The organism is Pseudidiomarina atlantica (assembly GCF_000753735.1).
GTDB classification, from domain to species: Bacteria; Pseudomonadota; Gammaproteobacteria; order Enterobacterales; family Alteromonadaceae; genus Pseudidiomarina; species Pseudidiomarina atlantica.
Map to the genome: position 1 here is coordinate 139,700 of NZ_JPIN01000006.1, position 19,516 is coordinate 159,215.

Here is a 19,516-nt window from a genome sequence, read left to right on the forward strand (position 1 = left end):
TTTAATCAAAAAATAGCCGCCACAGCCAACCTTTCTGCAAATCATCCTCGCATTGTCGCAACTGCGCACCGTAACGTCCGGCACGCTCCTTAACTCGCTGCGCGGTGCGTTTGAGCCAAGCTTTGGATTGATAGGTGCCACGTTGATAACCGGTCCAGCCCTCGTGATAATTCAAATAAAGGGCATAAGCGTCCCATTTGGAGACACCGTTAACTCGGTGGCTTTTGTCTATGAACCAGCCCATAAAATCAATCGCATCTTCAAAGGAGTCGCGGGAAGCCCAGCTGTTACCTGTTTCGCGTTCATAGTCGTCCCAAGTAGGCGTTTTCGCTTGTGAATAACCATACGCACTGCTCACCCGTCCCCAAGGAATGATCCACAGTAAATAATCACGAGGCGGCACGGCATCATGTTTAAATGAGCTTTCTTGATACATGATGGCCATAGGAATTTGAATGGGCACGCCCCAACGCTCACGCATGTCCGCTGCGGCGTCATACCAATCACGCTTTTCATAGAAGATTTCGCACAAGTCCTCTGGCTGCTCAGGCGGCGCCGAAGCGCATCCCGCTAACAGCATCAGACTTGCCGCAAGAACTACAGGTTTCACCGCCAACGCCATATTTAACTACCGCGCTGTCCGGCTACTGCAGCCTTAGCAAAATAAGCATCAAGATAAGCCGCAAAGGAAGTCTTCGCGTCTTGTTGTTCGCGTTGTTGCTGCTCGGCAATTGAAGCATCGCGCCAAGCCGCAAAGTCTGCTTCACTAAAGTAACGTAACGGCTGACTGAGTTCAGTCCGATAGGCCTTTGCTAAGCGCATACCTAAGTGGCTGTTATCCATATTTTCATCGCGCAAAATACGCAACAGCTGCCCGGATAAGGTCAGTTCGGGATTCAACACCATCGGATAATGTTCACTGACGGTTTGTTGATAAGCGTTGCCGACATCGCCGTCCAAGAACTTTGCGATCTGTTGTAGATCGGCAAAAATTGCCTCCAACCAATCAGCAATGGGTCGATCGTAACCATTATCATCAAGCGTCAAACGTGGGTTGCGCCCATCCAACACCACTTTAGTAAAGTTGCGTTCAGTCACCAACTGTTGATCCCAGTCTAACTCTGGGCTTTCGGTCAATAGACAATACAGCAACACTAAATCGAGCATACGAATTTGCTCAGCAGTGATACCAACAGGACTAAATGGATTGACATCAAGTGCGCGGACTTCGATGTATTCGACGCCGCCCCGCTCCAATGCTTGGGTAGGTGTTTCGCCATTTTTAGCCACTCGTTTTGGCCGAATCGGCGAATAAAATTCGTTCTCAATTTGCAAAATATTGGCATTCAACTGCTGGTAATCGATGCTGCCATCAGCTTGCTCAGTTTTTACCCCAATCGCCGAAAAACGTTGCGACGGCGTAGTTATTGCACGGCGCAAGCGCTGGACATAATCGTATAGCGAATTGTAGGTGATCCGTAAGTCGGCCTGCTCTTTGTTGGTGTAGCCTAAGTCGCTCATACGCAACGAGGTACCGTATTCACGGTAAACTGTGCCCTTACCCAGCGGTTTTAACTCTATATCAGTATCAGTATGCTTGAGGAACGACTGGCACAACGCCGGTGAGGCCCCAAATAAATAAGGAATAATCCAACACACGCGCTTGTAATTGCGAATCATGCCGAAGTATTGCTCAGATACAAACTCAGCGTCGACTTGGCGTTGCTGGTTTGCAGCTAAAGCCTGCCACATGGCATCGGGTACCGAGAAGTTGTAATGAACGCCAGCAATAATTTGCATAGCGCCACCATAACGACGCGTTAACCCCTCGCGATACAATGTTTTCATACGACCGCTGTGCGAATCACCATATTGCGCAATTTGAATATCACTGGCGTCGCCTACCACGCAGGGCATACTCAAGGGCCACATCAGCTCATCGCCCATGTATCTGTACGTGTAGCTATGAATATCGCTTAACTGGTCGAGTGTAACTTGGATATCAGTCGCAACTGGGGTAATAAACTCTAACAGCATCTCAGCATAATCAGTGGTGATGTGCGGGTGCGTAAGGGTTTTACCTAATTCCGCTGGGTGCGGAGTAGCGGCTAAGTGACCCGTCTCGGTGATCCGCAAGCATTCACGTTCAATTCCGCGTTGTAGCAAGCGAACAGCGTTTGCATCCTGACGGCTCGCCAGGACATCTAGCGTCTTTAACAAAGAAGTTTGCAAACTCGCTCCTGTTTCATAAACGAATCGAAAAGTTGTCGACAAAGCTTACTGATAAAACGCTGCTACGTCTATGATCTCAGTCTATTTATAACGGCTAAGATAACTTGGCGTTGTAGCGCTATCGTGGCATCATGAATTCACGTTTCATTGGATAAAGTAGCGCTATGGCCGAGAATTCAAACGCTGACGATCATCAACGTATTGTTGCCGAGCTCGAGCAGGCAATAGCTGCTGCCGAAGCAGCGAATACAGCGAAAAGCGAGTTTCTCGCCAACATGAGTCACGAGATTCGTACGCCTATCAATGCCATTCTCGGAATGACGCAACTCTGTTTGAAAACCGAACTCTCAGACAAGCAACGCGGTTACCTAAAGTCCATCGAAGGTTCCTCTAAGATCCTCTTAGGTATCATTAACGATCTTCTTGATTTGTCGAAACTTGAAGCTAATAAGCTCAACATTGAAAGAATCCCCTTCGACTTGGAGCAAGTGCTCGGTAATTTGGCAGACTTGTTTGCTTACCGGGCGCACGATAAGAATCTTGAATTCATCATTAACATTCCGCCCACAATTCCGACCAAGTTAATAGGTGACCCGTTACGGCTGAACCAGGTTTTAGTGAACCTGGTCAGCAACGCCATCAAATTTACCGACCATGGTGAAGTTGTGGTGTCGGTGAACAAGTTAGACCAAACCCAGACCGATCTCTATTTGCGCCTATCGGTGACCGACACCGGAATTGGCATGGATGAACAGCAACGCAATCGGTTGTTTCAAGCATTTACTCAAGCCGATACCTCGACCACCCGCAAATACGGCGGTACCGGACTTGGTTTAGCCATCAGTCAGCGCATCGTCAAGCAAATGAACGAGCACGGTATTGGGGTCGTTAGTAGTCCAGGCCAAGGCACCACCTTTTTCATCGAACTGCAGTTGCCTTTGCAGCAGCCGCTTGAAGAGCGCATTCCCGATAATGTGCTCACGGCTTTAAAAGACAAAACTGTTATGGTGGTTGAGGACAATTTAACTACGCGTGAAATGGTCACAGACGTGCTCCGTAGCCTACAAATTAAAACCCATAGTTTTCGAACTGCTGAAGATGCTTTACAGGCCTTAGCGCAACTTCAAGTAGATGCGTGTATTGTCGACTGGCAACTCCCAGGCATGACCGGACTCGAGTTCTGCGAGCAGGTAAATCTGCAAGAACAAGCCCCTAAATGTATTTTAGCAACCAGTTATCATGCCGCAGAGTTGATTGAAAAAGCCCGCCAACAAGGCGTTAAAGAACACCTGCTGAAGCCTTATACCAGCTACGCAATTTTGCGCAGTTTAGCGAAAGTTTTTGCCCTCACTGTGAGCCAAGATCCACAAACAACTGCACCTTTAGGAACCGGGCACAACGGTTGCCGTGTGCTGTTAGTCGAAGATAACGACATCAATCAACACATCGCTAAAGAAATGCTGGAACATATGGGCTTGCAGGTTGATGTCGCCGCCCATGGCGGTGAAGCCGTGGCACTCACCGAACAACGCCAATACGGCATGGTATTGATGGATATTCAAATGCCAGTAATGGATGGCTATCAAGCGACAAAAGCGATTCGTACCAACTTCTCATACGAGCAATTACCGATTATTGCCATGACAGCAAATAGTGCGGCTGAAGACGTCGAGCGTTCGCGCGCAGCGGGAATGCAAGACCATATCGCCAAACCTATTGATGAGACTATGCTGCAACAAGCCGTGCAAAAGTGGTGCCGCCGCGATCTGAACAACACCTTAGCCATCAACGATGACGCGACGCAAAGCAGCCCGAGCATCAACTATCCACTGCACCACGATATCGATTTTCAAGCAGCAATGGAACGCTTGAACCACAATATCGACTTATATGTTAGTTTAGTAACGCGATTATTTGAGAGTTACCAACAAGCTCCGCAACGCGTAGTCGACTTTTTGAGTAAAGGCCAACATGAAGAAGCACGACGCTTTTTTCACTCACTCAAAGGCGCGGCGGCAAATTTAGGCTTAATCGGGGTGGGTAAGCTTGCCGCTCAACTCGAACGCGCAATGAAAAATAACGAACTTGACCAAGTCGCTGATAATATTACCCGACTTGCCCCCTTATTAGAGCAAGCGATGCTTGCAGCAACTGATTTAAAACTTTGGATGGAGCGAAAACAGCAATCATGATCCGCTATCTATTTTTAATACCTTTGGTACTTGGCGTACTCTGGTGGCTGTTCCTACAAGCCAACAATCTAACGCTGAAACAAGGCCGTAAAGGCTTTCTTTACATCCTTATTGTCAGCGTTTTCATCGCGATTATATACACCCTGCTGCTTTGGTTTAGCGGCCGCCAGTTTTAACCAACAAGTGCCAGCAAAATACCCGCGGCAACAGCTGAACCGAGCACGCCTGCGACATTTGGCCCCATCGCATGCATCAACAAGAAGTTGCTCTGGTTCGCCTCGAGTCCGACTTTGTTTACCACTCGCGCCGCCATCGGGACGGCCGATACGCCAGCAGCGCCAATCAACGGGTTGATAGGCGATTTACTGAAGCGTGCCATCAGTTTAGCCATTAACACACCCGAGGCTGTACCTACCGCAAAGGCAACTGCACCAAGCCCTAAAATACCCAGCGTTTGGACGCTGAGAAACTCACTCGCACTTAATTTTGAGCCGACTGCCAACCCTAGGAAAATAGTCGTGATATTAATCAATTCATTTTGTGCAGTTTTACTCAGACGATCGACGACTCCAGCTTCACGCATCAAATTACCTAAGCAGAACATCCCGACTAAGGGGGTTGCTGTAGGTAAAAACAATAGGGTCAACAACAATACTGCGAGTGGGAATAAAACTTTTTCACGACGCCCAACTTGGCGCAACTGTTCCATTTTGACCGCACGTTCGGCTTTAGTTGTCAGCGCTTTCATGATTGGCGGCTGAATAATAGGTACTAATGCCATGTAGGAATATGCAGCAACCGCAATCGCGCCCAGCAAATCAGGACTTAATTTCGAGGCTAAGAAAATCGCAGTTGGACCATCGGCACCACCAATGATAGATATTGCCGCTGCATCCTTGAGACTAAAAGCGAACCCCGGCAACCCGTTGAGGGCAATAGCGCCAAATAAGGTCGCAAAGATACCAAACTGCGCAGCTGCACCTAATAACAGCGTACGAGGATTCGCCAATAAGGGCCCGAAATCAGTCATCGCACCTACCCCCATGAAAATCAATAGCGGGAATACCCCGGTATCGATACCCACGGCGTAAATGTAATAGAGCATACCGCCCGGCTCGGTAAAGCCTGCCAAGGGGATATTAGCAAGCACAGCGCCGAAACCAATAGGCAACAGTAACAGTGGCTCAAACTTTTTCACGATCGCCAGGTACAGCAACACTGCACCGACGATCATCATCGCCGCCTGTCCCCACGTGAACGCGGACAGTGCGGTACTCTGCCAGAGTACTTCCCAGCGTTCCATAAAGCTTACTCCATGCTCACGAGAGGATCGCCAACACTGACGCTGTCGCCTTCACTCACTTGAATAGCGGTGATTTTGCCAGCACGCTCAGCGCGGATATCAGTTTCCATTTTCATCGCTTCAAGGATAACTAAGACATCACCCTCCGCCACTTGTTGTCCTACCTTTACCGGCACTTTGAACACATTGCCGGCAAGCGGCGCGGCGACACTTTCGCTGTTTCCTGAAGAGGTCTCGGTTGCTGTTTCTTGCGACTTGGTAGGAGCTGTTTCACTCGCGCTTACGCTCCCAGAGGGACCTACTTCAACAGTAAACAATTTGCCGTCCACTTTGACATCGTAAACAGCTGCCCCACTCTTCGCTGAGGCTTTTGCTTGTTCAGTTGGCTGTTGTGATGTTGCAGCAGCGGCATCAGCGCTTGGAACTGGCTCAAAGGCATCTGGGTTGTCGCGATTCGCGAGGAATTTAAGACCAATTTGCGGGAACAGTGCGTAGGTGAGCACATCATCCACTTCGTGTTCGGCAAGTCGTAAAGATTTTTCCTTGGCGTGTTCACGCAGCTCGGCGGTCAGTTTATCTAGCTCATCATCGATTAGATCAGCTGGGCGCACGGTGATAGGATCCTTACCTTCCAGCACTTTAGCTTGTAATTCTTTGTTCACCGGTGCTGCAGTAGCACCATATTCACCACATAGCACGCCCTTAGTCTCTTTTGAAATCGATTTGTAGCGTTCGCCACTAAGCACGTTTAATACAGCTTGCGTACCGACAATTTGTGACGTTGGTGTGACCAACGGAATGAAACCAAGGTCCTCACGTACCCGCGGGATTTCGGCTAGTACTTCATCAAATTTATCCGCGGCATTCTGTTCGCGTAGCTGATTCTCCATGTTAGTCAGCATGCCACCCGGTACTTGCGCAATCAAAATACGCGCATCAACACCTTTGAGCGAACCTTCAAACTGCGCATACTTTTTACGCACGGCGCGGAAATGATCGGCAATCGGCGCAAATTTTTCTAAATCCATACCCGTGTCGCGATCGGTACCTTCCGTCATTGCCACTATGGTCTCAGTTGCCGTGTGACCGTAGGTCATGCTCAACGGCGAAATCGCCGTATCGAGCATGTCAATGCCAGCATCGATCGCTTTTTGATAAGTTGCTGTACTCAAGCCTGTGGTGGCATGACATTGCATAGCAATCGGCAAGTTAGTTGCCTTTTTCAACGCAGAAATTAACTCATGCGCAGCTTGCGGACGTAGCAATCCAGCCATGTCCTTAATACACAAAGAGTCACAACCTAAATCAGCGAGCTCTTCGGCCATGGCCACCCACTTTTCAAGAGTGTGGACTGGGCTTACCGTATAAGACATTGTACCTTGCGCGTGCCCTTCTACTTCTTTTGCCGCTTTGATAGCGGTCTTGAGATTTCGGACATCGTTCATGGCATCGAAAATACGAAACACATCGACACCATTCTCTTTGGCGCGCTCAACGAAACGTCGCACCACGTCATCAGCATAGTGACGATAGCCGAGCAAGTTTTGTCCGCGCAGCAACATTTGCTGGGGTGTCTTTGGCATCGCTTTCTTGATTTCGCGAATGCGTTCCCACGGGTCTTCGCCCAAATAGCGTATACATGAATCAAAGGTTGCACCGCCCCATGACTCCATCGACCAATAACCCATTTCATCAAGTTGGGCGGCCATTGGCAGCATATCGTCTAAGCGAAAACGTGTAGCTAATAACGACTGATGGGCGTCGCGAAAGGCTAATTCAGTTAACAACAAAGGTTTACTCATCCGTGGTACTCCTCTTACTCGGCTGATTCATGATCGTGGCGATACGCATGCACGGCAGCGGTGATTGCTGCAAGACGTTGCGTATCATCAGCAGATTGAATGGGCGTGGGGGTTGCAGCAGCTTTCATCGCATTCGACTCGGCGTCGAACGGCTCAGCGGCAAAACGCTTTAACACCAGCATTGCTGCCATTAGTAATACTAAGAATACGAATACGGTCACCATACCGGTCACCATAATACTGAAGGCTTCGAAGAGTTGTTCTTGCATGCTATCTCCGCGCTTTAAGAGCTTGTTCTAAGCGTAACTTAAAAGCAGAATAACACAACTTTATAAGGGGTTAGTGCAACAAAGGTGTATAAGAGGTATAAATCAGAGAAATGGCGCACTCGGGAGGACTCGAACCTCCAACCGCCTGGTTCGTAGCCAGGTACTCTATCCAGTTGAGCTACGAGTGCGCATATCGGTTTTCTAGTAGTATCTAATATTCAGCAAATGGCGCACTCGGGAGGACTCGAACCTCCAACCGCCTGGTTCGTAGCCAGGTACTCTATCCAGTTGAGCTACGAGTGCGTTGCTGACAAGTAAGCAAATGGCGGTGAGGGAGGGATTCGAACCCTCGATAGAGCTACAAACCCTATACTCCCTTAGCAGGGGAGCGCCTTCAGCCGCTCGGCCACCTCACCGCTTACTTGTGGCGTTGCATTCTAATGGCACAGCCAATAATGTCAATTGATTTTTTCTGATTTGAAGTCCGTTTGTGGGAATTTTAAACATCTCGCACAAAAAAACTGCAGAAGCGTTTGTTTTACGCTTTTAACGATCGAAAAAGCTGATGCCAAGCATCAGCTTTTCAGGTGCTACTTGATTACTCTGACGATTCAGGTTTATCGTCTTGCTCTGCCTGAATGCGCATATAAATCTCTTCACGGTGCACCGAGACATCCTTGGGCGCATTCACTCCAATGCGCACTTGATTCCCTTTGACACCCAATACCGTGACTGTGACCTCATCACCGATCATTAAGGTCTCACCCACTCGACGGGTTAAGATCAACATGTTATCTGCTCCTTCCCTACTCTTCTTTATGTGTGGGCATCCATGAGAAACTCCACACGACCAGCCTGCTTTTATACTCATTATGTTGCATGAAACATCACCAGATGTCATACAACAAATATTCTAGCAAGGAAATCTGCAGCATGACAGCTTGATTACCGATGCATGAATGAGAATTGGTGCGCTTTACCGCAATAACTCCTCAATCCGACGTTTTGCCGCTGCCAGCGCAGCACCGATGTTGGCGACTTCAGTACCACCAGCTTGCGCCATGTCAGGACGCCCGCCGCCCTTGCCACCGACTTCTGCTGCAGCAACATTAATCACATCACCGGCTTTTACCTTACTGGTTAAATCCTTGGTAACGCCCACAATTAAACTCACCTTGCCGTCGTTTGCGACAGCAAGTACCACGATACCGCTGTTGAGCTGGTTTTTAAGATCATCAACCATACCGCGTAGAGCTTTACTTTCTACGCTATCGAGTTGTGCCAAGATCACTTTATGACCGGCAATAATTTCGGCATTGTCAACCAGACTGCCACCGGCTTGTGCCGCCATCTGCTGTTGTAACTCAGCGATAGTACGCTCAAGCGCCTTGCTACGGTCGAGCTGCTGCTGCAAACGCTCGGGTAGCTGATTTGGCTCAGCCTTCAATAGTGCCGCACTTTTACGTAACAGCTGCTGCTGTTGCTGGGCAAATGCGAGTGCCGCCAGCCCCGTAACAGCTTCAATACGGCGCACCCCAGAGGCAATACCAGCTTCACTGACGATGCGGAAGCTACCGATATCACCAGTGCGTTGCACGTGGGTACCACCGCACAATTCCATCGAGTAGTCGCCCATGCGCACCACGCGCACTTGATCGTCGTACTTCTCGCCGAACAGTGCCATGGCGCCAGCTTGCTTAGCTTCTTCGATTGGCATCAAGGCCGTTGCGAGTTCGTGATTGGCAATGATGTTTTCGTTAACTTGGCGCTCAATCGCATCGATTTGCTCAGCTTTTAAACCCTCGAAATGAGAAAAGTCAAAACGTAGACGCTCGGCGGTAACTAAGCTGCCTTTCTGGGTGACGTGCTCGCCGAGAATATTGCGCAAAGCTGCATGCACCAGGTGGGTCGCACTATGATTGCGCTTGATCGCAGCTCGTCGCTCGGCGTCAATTTCGGCAGTCACTCGGTCACCGATTTTCAATGTACTTTCGGCTTTACCATGGTGCGCAATAGCTTTGCCAATGTATTGTGTATCTTCGACAAGGAAACTTCCGCCGTTCACCACTAAGCGCCCACGATCACCTATCTGACCGCCACTTTCCGCGTAGAAAGGCGTTTGTGATAACACCACTACACCTTGTTGCCCGGCGCTGAGTTCTTGTACTTGCTGGCCATCGGCAAACAATTCAACCACCTCAGCAGTACCTTGCACCTCGGTGTAGCCGGTAAATTCTGAGCGTTGCGTAGACTTCAAACGCTCGTTGTAATCAACACCAAACTGCGATGCTTGCTGCGCACGCTTACGTTGTGCTTCCATCGCTTGCTCAAACCCTGTTTCATCAACTGTCAGCCCTTTTTCGCGGGCAATGTCCGCGGTCAAATCAACAGGGAAGCCGTAGGTGTCATAAAGTTTAAATACCACTTCGCCCGGAATAACATCCGCAGTCAAATCAGCTAACGCATCATTCAAAATAGCAAGGCCACGTTCAAGCGTCTTTCCAAACTGCTCTTCTTCCCGCAGCAAAGCATCGGTGATGACTTTTTGCTTTTCGACCAACTCAGGGTATGCTGCGCCCATTTGTGCTACCAGTGCTGGCACCAACTTATGGAAGAACGCCCCTTGTGCACCCAGCATATTGCCATGCCGTACTGCACGACGAATTATGCGACGCAGAACATAGCCACGTCCCTCATTCGATGGCTGCACGCCATCGGCAATAAGAAAACTGCAAGAGCGAATGTGGTCGGCGATCACGCGCAGTGACTTACTATTCAAATCACTCACACCTGTTGCTTCTGCAGCAGCTTTAATAAGAGCTTGAAACAAGTCAATTTCATAGTTGCTGTGCACGTGCTGCAACACCGCGGCAATCCGTTCCAGTCCCATACCGGTATCTACCGACGGCTTTGGTAATGGCTTTAATTCACCGTCGGCTTGCCGGTTGTATTGCATGAAAACGAGGTTCCAGATTTCGATATAGCGATCGCCATCTTCCTCGGGTGTCCCAGGTGGTCCGCCCCAGACTTCCTCACCGTGGTCGTAGAAAATTTCAGAGCACGGCCCGCATGGACCGGTATCGCCCATGGCCCAGAAGTTATCTTTAGCACCGATGCGCGAAATTCGATCTGTTGGCACGCCGATTTCGTTCGCCCAAATGTCATAAGCTTCGTCGTCTTCGGTGAACACGGTCACCCAAAGTTTTTCTTTCGGTAACTGCAGAACGTCGGTAAGAAATTCCCAAGCGTATTGAATAGCTTCACGCTTGAAGTAGTCGCCAAAGCTAAAGTTGCCTAACATTTCGAAAAAAGTATGGTGGCGCGCAGTGTAACCCACGTTTTCTAAATCGTTATGCTTACCACCGGCGCGTAAACAGCGCTGCGACGAAGTAGCGCGCTTGTAATCGCGTTGCTCATCGCCCAAGAATACGTCTTTAAACGGCACCATGCCTGCATTGGTGAACAACAAGGTGGGATCGTTTCCTGGAATCAACGAAGCTGAAGCAACACGTTGGTGGCCTCGCTCAGCAAAATAAGCCAAAAACGCTTCGCGGATTTGCGCGCTGGTCATACTCATGAATTCTTCCCTACGACAACTTTTCGATGTGAAAACTTTCGGTTATTTAGCGCGCAAGACTACCATGAATAGGGGCTCTCGACTAGTAGTCGTCGCCATCTTGCTGACGTTTTAGTGCGTTGTTTATTTCGTCAAAACGGAAGCCACGATTCAGCAAGTGTCGCATTATTTTGTCGCGCTTTGAGCGGTCAGTTGGCGGTGTTTCGCCAAACTTACGCAAAACATAGTCGAAGCATATTTCCTGCCAATCAGGAGCGGCTTCGTGCAACGCTTGCTGCAACGTATCTTCAGCGATACCCTTAGTTTGAGCCTTCGCCTTGATTTTCAGCCAACCGTTACCACTGTTGAGTTCACTGCGCAACCAAATTTCAGCGTAACGTGCGTCCGATTGCCAACCCTGTTGTTGTGCTTTGCCCAACGCGTAAGCAATAGCTGGTTCGGTAAAACCGCGCTGGCGTAATTTTTGCCGCAACTCATGAGCGCTATGTTCGCGGCGACCGAGTAGACGCACCACCGCTTCTTCCGCCTGCTGCTGTTCTTCCGTTGTTTGTTGGTCAGCGTCATTTGTCACGTTATTTACCCTCATGCGAGTGAATTATTTCCTATAATCAGACTCATAGTAAAAACCCTACAAGTGAAAAGGAAGCCCTTATGCAACGTACTCTCCCACTCTTTGCGTTAGTTGCAGCAGTAACCCTAAGCGGATGTCAGCCAATGACAACAACGACCGCAGCGCCATCGACCTTAAATGTGAACGCCACAGCTGAGGTAAATGCAATTCCGGATCGGGTGCAAGTCGAGTTATCTGTGCAACGCATGGGCATGGATATCCCAACCCTCAAATCAGAAGTCGATAGCATCACCGCTGAATTGATTGAGTATCTACGCAGCCAGAATGTTGAAGATAAGGCGATTCAGTCCTACGCGATTAGTATCTATCCGCGTTACAACTACGACGACGGCGAACAAAAGTTAAGTGGTTATCAAGTATCACGGAGAATGACAGTCGACTTTGCCGTAGCTGAACAACATGGCGAATTCATCGAACACGCCTTGAATAACGGTGTGCATAATGTCAATGAACCGCGCTTTGAAGTGAGTAACGGTGATGCTCTTTATCAACAAGCATTAACCCAAGCGGTACGCAACGCGCGAGCGAAAGCCGAAGAATTAGCAGCCGCAGCAGGTATGCGCGTGATGACCGTACAAAGTATTCAAGAGAACTCGCAGCCACAGCAACCGGAAGTACGCTACCGCGTTGCGCAAGCAGCAGATAGTGCGAGTGTAAGCTTACCGGGCGAACAGCAGGTGCAAGCGCGAGTGAACGTAACTTTTACGCTTGCGGCAAGCAATGAGTAAGGCAGTGGGGGCCACCGCCCCCTCTGACAAACTCCAGCGCTGGAATTGCCACCACCGCAAGTTGCGGAAAAGCCTTTTGCAAAATGCGAACGGCATCGGCATCGCTTGTTAGGCCAAACTGGGGCACCGCAATCACCTTTGGCAACCTAAGTAAATTGGCGTAACTGCAAAGTAACGGCTGAACCCCTCGCGGCATCGCACCGCTATGACGCTGCACATCAAAATAGCAGTCGCGTTGATCTTGGATGGCCTGCACCGGCGGTAACTCGAGCCAACGATATTCAGCCGCCCACGCTTGCGCCAGCAAGTCAGCAAGTTCCTTATTCCACGATGGGTCTTGTGCACTAGGCGCATAAACCAAAGTTTTTGCATCCACGAACTGCATTTGATTGTCGACATGGCCACCGGTCTCGTCAGCTGACAAGGCGTGGTCGATAGCAATGACTCTATGCAGCCCCAATGCTCGCTTTAAAATACGCTCTATCGCGCGCCAGCCAAGCTCAGGATTACGTTGCGTGAGACTTTTACGGTGTACTAAGGCGGTACCTGCACCGTCGGTACTTAGCATTCCGCCCTCAATCACCAAGGGGAGCCTACGATATCGTGACCGCATTTGCGTTGCTAACTTACGCGCAAACTGTTGGTCGCGCTGAATCACTGAATGAATACCATGCCAACCGGTGAACTGCCCGATGAGTGCCGTTACGCCACTCGACTCGGTCAGCCAAAACGGTGCAATATCGCGCACCCAAGCGTCGTCATAGCTGATTGGGAGAACTTCAAGATCGCCTGCGACAAGTGCCAGAGCATTGTGCAGTTGCGGCGGATGTACGCCTAAGCGCACCGAGTGATATGGCGCCAGCGCGCGAAGAAGCGTCAGAATAGCTTGTTGCGCGGGCCAAGCATCGGCCCGCCAAACATCATTGCGGTAAGGCCACAGCGCTAGGAGTGGACCGTGACATTGCCAATCGGCAAGTAACTTCATTTGCGTCGAGGTTGTTGCTTCGCATTTTGCAGGCGTTTCGCTTGATTACGGCGTGCGCGTGCATAACGTTTCTGCCGCGATTCTTGATTACGCGGATCAATAAAACTGCGCTGTTCTGGAGGTAAGCCAACAAGTTGCCGTAAATAATTAATTTGCTCGAGTGGTAGCTCGCCCCAACCACTTTGTGGCAGGCCTTGCTCGAGTCGGATATTACCGTACCGAACCCGCATTAAGCGACTCACGGTAACACCTTGCGATTCCCACAAGCGACGTACTTCGCGATTACGCCCTTCAGTTAACATGACGCGGAACCAGGTATTCATACCCTCACCACCACCGCGTTTGATTTCTTTAAAGGCCGCAGGGCCGTCTTCCAGCTGCACACCTTTTTGTAATTTCTTGATCATTTCGTCAGTGACTTCACCGAATACTCGCACGGCATATTCGCGCTCAATTTGATGACCTGGGTGCATCAGTCGATTCGCCAGCTCACCGTCAGTGGTAAACAGTAACAAACCCGAGGTGTTGACGTCTAAGCGCCCTACCGCGACCCATCGTGCGCCCTGCACCCGCGGTAAACGGTCATAAACCGTGGGGCGACCTTCTGGGTCTTTGCGTGTGCACAGCTCACCTTCTGGCTTGTGATACATCAATACACGACAGACCACGTCTTCAGGTGGCTTAATCGTTACTTCGCGACCATCGATACGCACTTTTGCGTCGGCATCTATACGCTCGCCTAAAGTGGCGACTTTGCCATCGACACTCACGCGTCCCGCCGCTATCAACGTTTCTAATTCACGGCGCGAGCCATGGCCAGAACGGGCGAGAACTTTTTGTAACTTTTCACTCATGGGGTACTTTCACTCTCTTCGGTCGCTGTCTCAGCGGTTGTTACTTGAGTAACTGGTCCTGTATGCGACGCCTTTACTGGTGGCTCAGGAATCGCAGGTAACTCAGATAAATCTTGTAAATTAAAATAGTCCAAAAACTCGTTTGTGGTGGCATAAAGTTGCGGGCGTCCAGGCACCTCGCGATGTCCAACCACCTTGACCCATCCGCGTTCTTGCAAGGTCTTCATGATCTGCGAGCTCACGCTTACACCACGAATTTCTTCGATATCGCCACGGGTAATGGGTTGTCGATACGCGATGAGAGCAAGGGTCTCTAATAACGCTTGCGAATAACGTGGCGGCTTCTCTTGCCAAAGACCGGCGATTATACCACCTAATTCGGCGCGCGTCTGAAATCTGTAACCGGATGCAACGGCCTGCAATTGCACGCCTCGCTCAGCGTAATCGGTCTGAAGTTCTGCTAGTAACTCACGTACCTGCTTGCGGGTCACATCCATGCCCTGCTGCTGTAGATAGTCGCTAAGTTGCGCAATGGACATCGGCGTCTCGGCAACAAATAACAGCGCTTCTAAAATCTGTTTAAGCTGGCGGTTCTGCATAGCTCTGCTCTCCCGAAGTTCCATGACGACTACCATGAATGCTGACATGAATTTCACTAAAAGCGTCAACCTGCACAACTTCGATCAGGCTTTCTTTGACCAGTTCTAGGACTGCAAGAAAACTCACCACCACCCCTTGTTTACCTTCTTTTGCTTCAAACAGTTCGGCAAATCTTAAGCGTTGTTTGGTTTGTAACAAGTCGAGAATGCGACTCATACGTTCTCGGGTCGATAAACGCTCGCGTTGAATTTGATGATGATTTTGCAGTTCTGCCTGCGCCATCGCGTGGGCGAAAGCCACCGCTAATTCGGCTAGGGCGATGTCTGGTAACTGCTGCTTCACCAACTCGCGGGCATCGGTTGCTACCTGTGCAACAAAGTGATCGCGCCCGGTTTGCGGCATTTCGTCTAAATAACCAGCACCGGTACGAATCGCCTCGTATTCTTGCAGACGGCGGACTAATTCGGCACGTGGATCGTGCTCATCGTCTTCTTCCGCTGGCGGACGTGGCAGTAACATGCGGCTTTTGATTTCGGCCAACATGGCAGCCATGACTAAATAGTCGGCTGCCAACTCTAATTTTAACTCTTTCATCATCTCGACATATTCCATGTACTGTCGCGTGATGGGTAGTATAGGTAATTCGGTAATTTCGAGCTTCTGCCGACGAATCAAATATAACAATAAGTCCATCGGACCGGAGAAGCTTTCCAGAATGAGTTCAAGTGCATCAGGGGGAATATAGAGATCTTCTGGCTTTTCAATAACCGGTTCGCCGCGGACGAAACCTAGCGGTAACGATTGTTGTTGTGGTGCAGAAGATTGTTCAGCCATGGCTCATGTTAGGTGTTCAAATGGCGCGATATCGCCGGCTCCTACGCGTGTAATTTGGACCCGATCGTCGGCCAAATCAATCACGGTTGTAGGTGTTTCGCCACGGTGATTCCCATCAATAATACCATCCACTAGATGTTCCAATTTTTCTTGAATTTCATACGGGTCTGACTCAGCAAAGTCGTTGTTACCAAGCACCAGACTGGTCGACATAATGGGCTCACCAATGGCTTCGAGCAGCGCGGTAGTGATAGGGTCATCGGTGACCCGGATACCGATGGTTTTACGTTTTGGATTGAGTAGGCGCTTAGGTACTTCTTTAGTACCTTTAAGAATAAAGGTGTACAAGCCTGGAGTGTTGTTCTTCAACAAGCGAAACGCCGTGTTATCAACGCGCGCATAGGTCGACAATTCTGAGAGGTCACGACACATGAGAGTGAAATTGTGATCCTTGTCGATGTCACGAATGCGGCAGATACGCTCGAGCGCATTCTTGTCACCGATACGACAGCCAATGGCGTAACCAGAGTCAGTCGGATACACCAACACTCCGCCTTGTTGCAGCAGTTGCGCGGCTTGTTTAATCAATCGATCTTGCGGGTTTTCCGGGTGAATCGTGAAATATTGGCTCATAGTTTACTTGTTTGCGTCTTATGCTGGCGTCCAATGCTGCCATATTGGCACAAGCGCCGGTGGTAAACAAAGATTTTTACCGAGTTCACGCCATGGTCGAGGTCCATGAAAATCAGAGCCCACAGATGCTTTTAAGCCAACATCTTGCGCCATTGTCGCTAATGCTAAGCGATCACCAGGTCGCTGTTGACTAATTGCGACCTCGACACCATCAAGCCCCCATGCTTTGGCTTCTGTTAACAACCGACGCAACCATTTGTTACTGAGTCGATAGGCATGCGGATGGGCAAGTACAGCGCAGCCACCTGCTGCTTGCAGCGCCGCTATCGCTCGTTCAATGCTCACCCATTCCGTTCGCACGTATGCTTGCTGGCCTTTCCCCAAAAATCGTTGAAACGCACTTTCGAAGTCTTTTACAAACCCCTGCTCAACTAGTGCCTCAGCCAAGTGCTTGCGGGTTGGCATAGTAAGTTCTGCGGCCAGCGGTGGTGCCACTTCAAGGCCCGCTTTATGCAGCTTCGCCAACATCTGTTCGTAACGATGTCGGCGCAGTTGTTGCTGCTCGGTTAAGAGCCCAACCAAAGCTGGATGATCAGCGGCGAAGTTCAGCCCGACGATATGGATTTCAAAACCCTGCCACTGACAAGTAATCTCGACCCCATTAATCAATTCTAACGGTAATTGTTGCGCGCTGATGTGAGCGCTCGCTACCTCGAGACCTGCGACGGTATCGTGGTCAGTCAGCGCCAAGTGCGTCACCCCTTTAACAACTGCCCGTTCAACCAGGTCTGCCGGGCTTAATTCGCCATCGGAGAAATGACTATGACAATGTAAGTCATACAATGTCGTCATAGCTGTGCTGCCAATTCAGCACCTTGACGAATAGCGCGCTTCGCATCCAATTCGGCGGCTACGTCAGCGCCACCAATCAAATGCACACTTTGCCCTTTCTCTTTGAGCGCGTCGTACAGTTCACGCAGCGGTAGTTGTCCCGCGCAAACGACAACATGGTCAACTTCTAGTAGTTGCTCTTTGCCATCCACTTCAATCCAAAAACCTTCGTCAGTGATCCGTTTGTAGGTCACGCCAGGCACCATATGGATGCCTTTTTTCTTTAACGTCTCGCGATGAACCCAGCCTGAGGTCTTACCGAGGTATTTACCTACTTTGCTGGTTTTACGCTGCAACAGCCAGATTTCTCGTGGTGATGATTCTTGCTTTTGTGGACGTAATGCGCCGCGTGTTTCATAGTCGTGGTCAACGCCCCAAATGGCTGACCATTCGGCAACATCAAGCGTTGGCGAGTGCTCAGTGCTGAGGTATTCGGCAACGTCAAATCCAATACCTCCGGCACCGATCAGCGCTACTTTTTTACCGACGCTCCGATGGTCGCGCAAGACGTCTAAGTACCCCAACACTTTCGGATGGTCATGACCAGGAATGTCAATCGCGCGTGGCACCACGCCGGTTGCCAAAACAACCTCATCAAAGTTTTGCTGCGCCAACGACTCAGTATCTTGGCGGCTATTCAAATGGACTTGCACGCCAGTGTCTAGCAGTCGCTTGCTGAAGTAACGAATGGTCTCGTGGAACTCCTCTTTTCCAGGAATTTGCTTGGCGTAGTTAAATTGCCCACCAATTTCACTGGCGCTTTCAAATAGGTGAACTTCATGACCCCGTTCGGCAGCGTAACAAGCGAAGGCTAACCCAGCTGGTCCGGCGCCGACCACACCGATGCGTTTTTTCGCCGTCACCGGCTTCATTACCAGTTCAGTCTCATAACAGGCTTGCGGATTGACCAAACAACTTGCTCGTTTGTTTTCAAATACATGGTCTAAACAGGCTTGATTACACGCGATACAGGTATTGATTCGCTCCGCTTTATCGGCGGCGGCTTTATTAACGAAGGCGGCATCGGCTAGCAACGGCCGCGCCATCGAAACCATGTCGGCCTCACCAGCCGCTAAAATCTTTTCAGCGATGGCCGGAGTATTTATCCGATTCACTGCCACTACAGGAATCTTCACTTGCTCGCGTAACTTTGCTGTAATCCAACTAAATGCCGCGCGTGGCACCGAGGTGACAATGGTCGGAACCCGCGATTCGTGCCAACCGATACCACTATTGATTAAAGTCGCACCGGCTGCTTCAATTTGCTTCGCCAGTTTCACCACTTCGTCATACTCATGCCCCTCAGGCACCAAATCGAGCATGGATAAGCGATAAATAATGATAAATTCAGGGCCTACCGCCGCGCGCACTGCACGCATAATTTCTAATGCTAAGCGCGCACGATTTTCAAAACTCCCGCCCCACTGGTCGGTGCGTTTGTTGGTACGTGGACATAAGAACTGGTTGATCAGATAGCCTTCGGAACCCATCACTTCCACCCCATCGTAACCAGCTTTTTGGGCAAGCTTAGCGCACCGCGCAAAATGCTTGATGGTAGTACGAATTTGGCGTTCCGACATAGCTTTTGGCGTGAACTTAGAAATCGGCGCACGAATGGCACTTGGACCCACTGCAAACGGATGAAAAGCGTAGCGCCCAGTGTGCAAAATTTGCATACAAATCTTACCGCCGTGCTGATGCACAGCATCAGTCACTTTGCGGTGCTTCTTCACCTGCCAAGATTTACTCAGTTCCGCACCAAAGGGTTGCACACGTCCGCGAAAGTTGGGGCTAATGCCACCGGTAACAATCAGCCCTACGCCTCCTTTGGCACGCTCTGCGTAAAATGCCGCCAGCTTGTCAAAACCATGCTTTTCTTCTTCTAATCCGGTATGCATCGACCCCATTAAAACGCGATTCTTTAACTGGGTGAAGCCGAGATCTAAGGGCTTGAGCAGATGTGGGTAAGGAGTTGTCACTGTAAC

At 50.0% G+C, this 19,516-nt stretch carries 17 protein-coding genes and 3 tRNA genes; 2 read left to right on the plus strand and 18 right to left on the minus strand.

Annotated features, from left to right (window positions below; all coding sequences use genetic code 11):
• Position 1: 1 nt before the first annotated feature.
• Together IDAT_RS06555 and gshA are read right to left on the minus strand one after the other, a co-directional pair.
• Entirely contained in the window at positions 2–622 is a 621-nt protein-coding gene (locus tag IDAT_RS06555; protein ID WP_034732114.1) for a transglycosylase SLT domain-containing protein, read from the minus strand.
• 2 nt (positions 623–624) lie between these two features.
• Entirely contained in the window at positions 625–2,232 is a 1,608-nt protein-coding gene (gene gshA / locus IDAT_RS06560; protein ID WP_051986629.1) for a glutamate--cysteine ligase, read from the minus strand.
• 164 nt (positions 2,233–2,396) lie between these two features.
• Here gshA and IDAT_RS06565 point away from each other — a divergent pair, with 164 nt between their 5' ends.
• Positions 2,397–4,424 carry a response regulator gene (locus IDAT_RS06565; RefSeq protein WP_051986630.1) on the plus strand — a complete coding sequence of 676 codons (2,028 nt, stop codon included), beginning with the start codon at positions 2,397–2,399 and terminating at the stop codon, positions 4,422–4,424.
• Between the two features lie 172 nt (positions 4,425–4,596).
• On the opposite strand, the gene IDAT_RS06575 is transcribed toward IDAT_RS06565, so the two are convergent.
• The 9 genes from IDAT_RS06575 to IDAT_RS06615 all read right to left on the minus strand — a co-directional run bounded on the left by IDAT_RS06575 (position 4,597) and on the right by IDAT_RS06615 (position 11,946).
• Positions 4,597–5,727 carry a sodium ion-translocating decarboxylase subunit beta gene (locus IDAT_RS06575; RefSeq protein ID WP_034732126.1) on the minus strand — a complete coding sequence of 377 codons (1,131 nt, stop codon included), beginning with the start codon at positions 5,725–5,727 and terminating at the stop codon, positions 4,597–4,599.
• Positions 5,728–5,732: 5 nt separating this feature from the next.
• Entirely contained in the window at positions 5,733–7,529 is a 1,797-nt protein-coding gene (oadA, locus tag IDAT_RS06580) for a sodium-extruding oxaloacetate decarboxylase subunit alpha (protein ID WP_034732129.1), read from the minus strand.
• Positions 7,530–7,543: 14 nt separating this feature from the next.
• The gene (locus IDAT_RS06585) at positions 7,544–7,798 is read right to left on the minus strand and encodes an OadG family protein (protein WP_034732131.1); all 255 of its coding nucleotides are present in this window, start codon (positions 7,796–7,798) and stop codon (positions 7,544–7,546) included.
• Between the two features lie 111 nt (positions 7,799–7,909).
• Positions 7,910–7,986, minus strand: a tRNA-Arg gene (locus tag IDAT_RS06590).
• Positions 7,987–8,024: 38 nt separating this feature from the next.
• A tRNA-Arg gene (locus IDAT_RS06595) sits at positions 8,025–8,101 on the minus strand.
• 20 nt (positions 8,102–8,121) lie between these two features.
• Positions 8,122–8,214 (minus strand) — tRNA-Ser (locus tag IDAT_RS06600).
• A gap of 182 nt (positions 8,215–8,396) precedes the next feature.
• The gene (gene csrA, locus IDAT_RS06605; protein ID WP_034732133.1) at positions 8,397–8,588 is read right to left on the minus strand and encodes a carbon storage regulator CsrA; all 192 of its coding nucleotides are present in this window, start codon (positions 8,586–8,588) and stop codon (positions 8,397–8,399) included.
• A 186-nt stretch (positions 8,589–8,774) separates the two neighbouring features.
• Positions 8,775–11,375 carry an alanine--tRNA ligase gene (gene alaS, locus IDAT_RS06610; RefSeq protein WP_034732135.1) on the minus strand — a complete coding sequence of 867 codons (2,601 nt, stop codon included), beginning with the start codon at positions 11,373–11,375 and terminating at the stop codon, positions 8,775–8,777.
• 82 nt (positions 11,376–11,457) lie between these two features.
• On the minus strand, positions 11,458–11,946 hold the full coding sequence (locus IDAT_RS06615) for a regulatory protein RecX (RefSeq protein ID WP_051986631.1): 489 nt from the start codon (positions 11,944–11,946) through the stop codon (positions 11,458–11,460).
• An 80-nt stretch (positions 11,947–12,026) separates the two neighbouring features.
• Here IDAT_RS06615 and IDAT_RS06620 point away from each other — a divergent pair, with 80 nt between their 5' ends.
• Entirely contained in the window at positions 12,027–12,734 is a 708-nt protein-coding gene (locus tag IDAT_RS06620) for an SIMPL domain-containing protein (RefSeq protein WP_034732136.1), read from the plus strand.
• Here IDAT_RS06620 and IDAT_RS06625 read toward each other — a convergent pair.
• The 7 genes from IDAT_RS06625 to IDAT_RS06655 are packed head-to-tail and all read right to left on the minus strand — an operon-like array spanning position 12,709 to position 19,510.
• Complete coding sequence (locus IDAT_RS06625) at positions 12,709–13,719, minus strand: agmatine deiminase family protein (RefSeq protein ID WP_034732139.1); 1,011 nt, start codon at positions 13,717–13,719, stop codon at positions 12,709–12,711. The genes IDAT_RS06620 and IDAT_RS06625 overlap by 26 nt on opposite strands.
• Complete coding sequence (rluB, locus tag IDAT_RS06630) at positions 13,716–14,573, minus strand: 23S rRNA pseudouridine(2605) synthase RluB (protein ID WP_034732148.1); 858 nt, start codon at positions 14,571–14,573, stop codon at positions 13,716–13,718. Before rluB ends, IDAT_RS06625 begins: the two co-directional genes overlap by 4 nt.
• Complete coding sequence (scpB, locus tag IDAT_RS06635) at positions 14,570–15,172, minus strand: SMC-Scp complex subunit ScpB (RefSeq protein WP_081909780.1); 603 nt, start codon at positions 15,170–15,172, stop codon at positions 14,570–14,572. Before scpB ends, rluB begins: the two co-directional genes overlap by 4 nt.
• On the minus strand, positions 15,153–16,007 hold the full coding sequence (locus IDAT_RS06640; RefSeq protein ID WP_051986632.1) for a segregation and condensation protein A: 855 nt from the start codon (positions 16,005–16,007) through the stop codon (positions 15,153–15,155). The genes scpB and IDAT_RS06640 overlap by 20 nt, the downstream gene beginning before the upstream one ends.
• 3 nt (positions 16,008–16,010) lie before the next feature.
• Complete coding sequence (locus IDAT_RS06645; protein ID WP_034732150.1) at positions 16,011–16,640, minus strand: L-threonylcarbamoyladenylate synthase; 630 nt, start codon at positions 16,638–16,640, stop codon at positions 16,011–16,013.
• An 18-nt stretch (positions 16,641–16,658) separates the two neighbouring features.
• Positions 16,659–17,492, minus strand: coding sequence for a PHP domain-containing protein (locus IDAT_RS06650; protein WP_034732152.1), 834 nt, complete (start codon positions 17,490–17,492; stop codon positions 16,659–16,661).
• A complete protein-coding gene (locus IDAT_RS06655; RefSeq protein WP_081909781.1) occupies positions 17,489–19,510 on the minus strand; it encodes an NADPH-dependent 2,4-dienoyl-CoA reductase in 2,022 nt (673 codons plus the stop codon). The genes IDAT_RS06650 and IDAT_RS06655 overlap by 4 nt, the downstream gene beginning before the upstream one ends.
• Positions 19,511–19,516 lie beyond the last annotated feature (6 nt).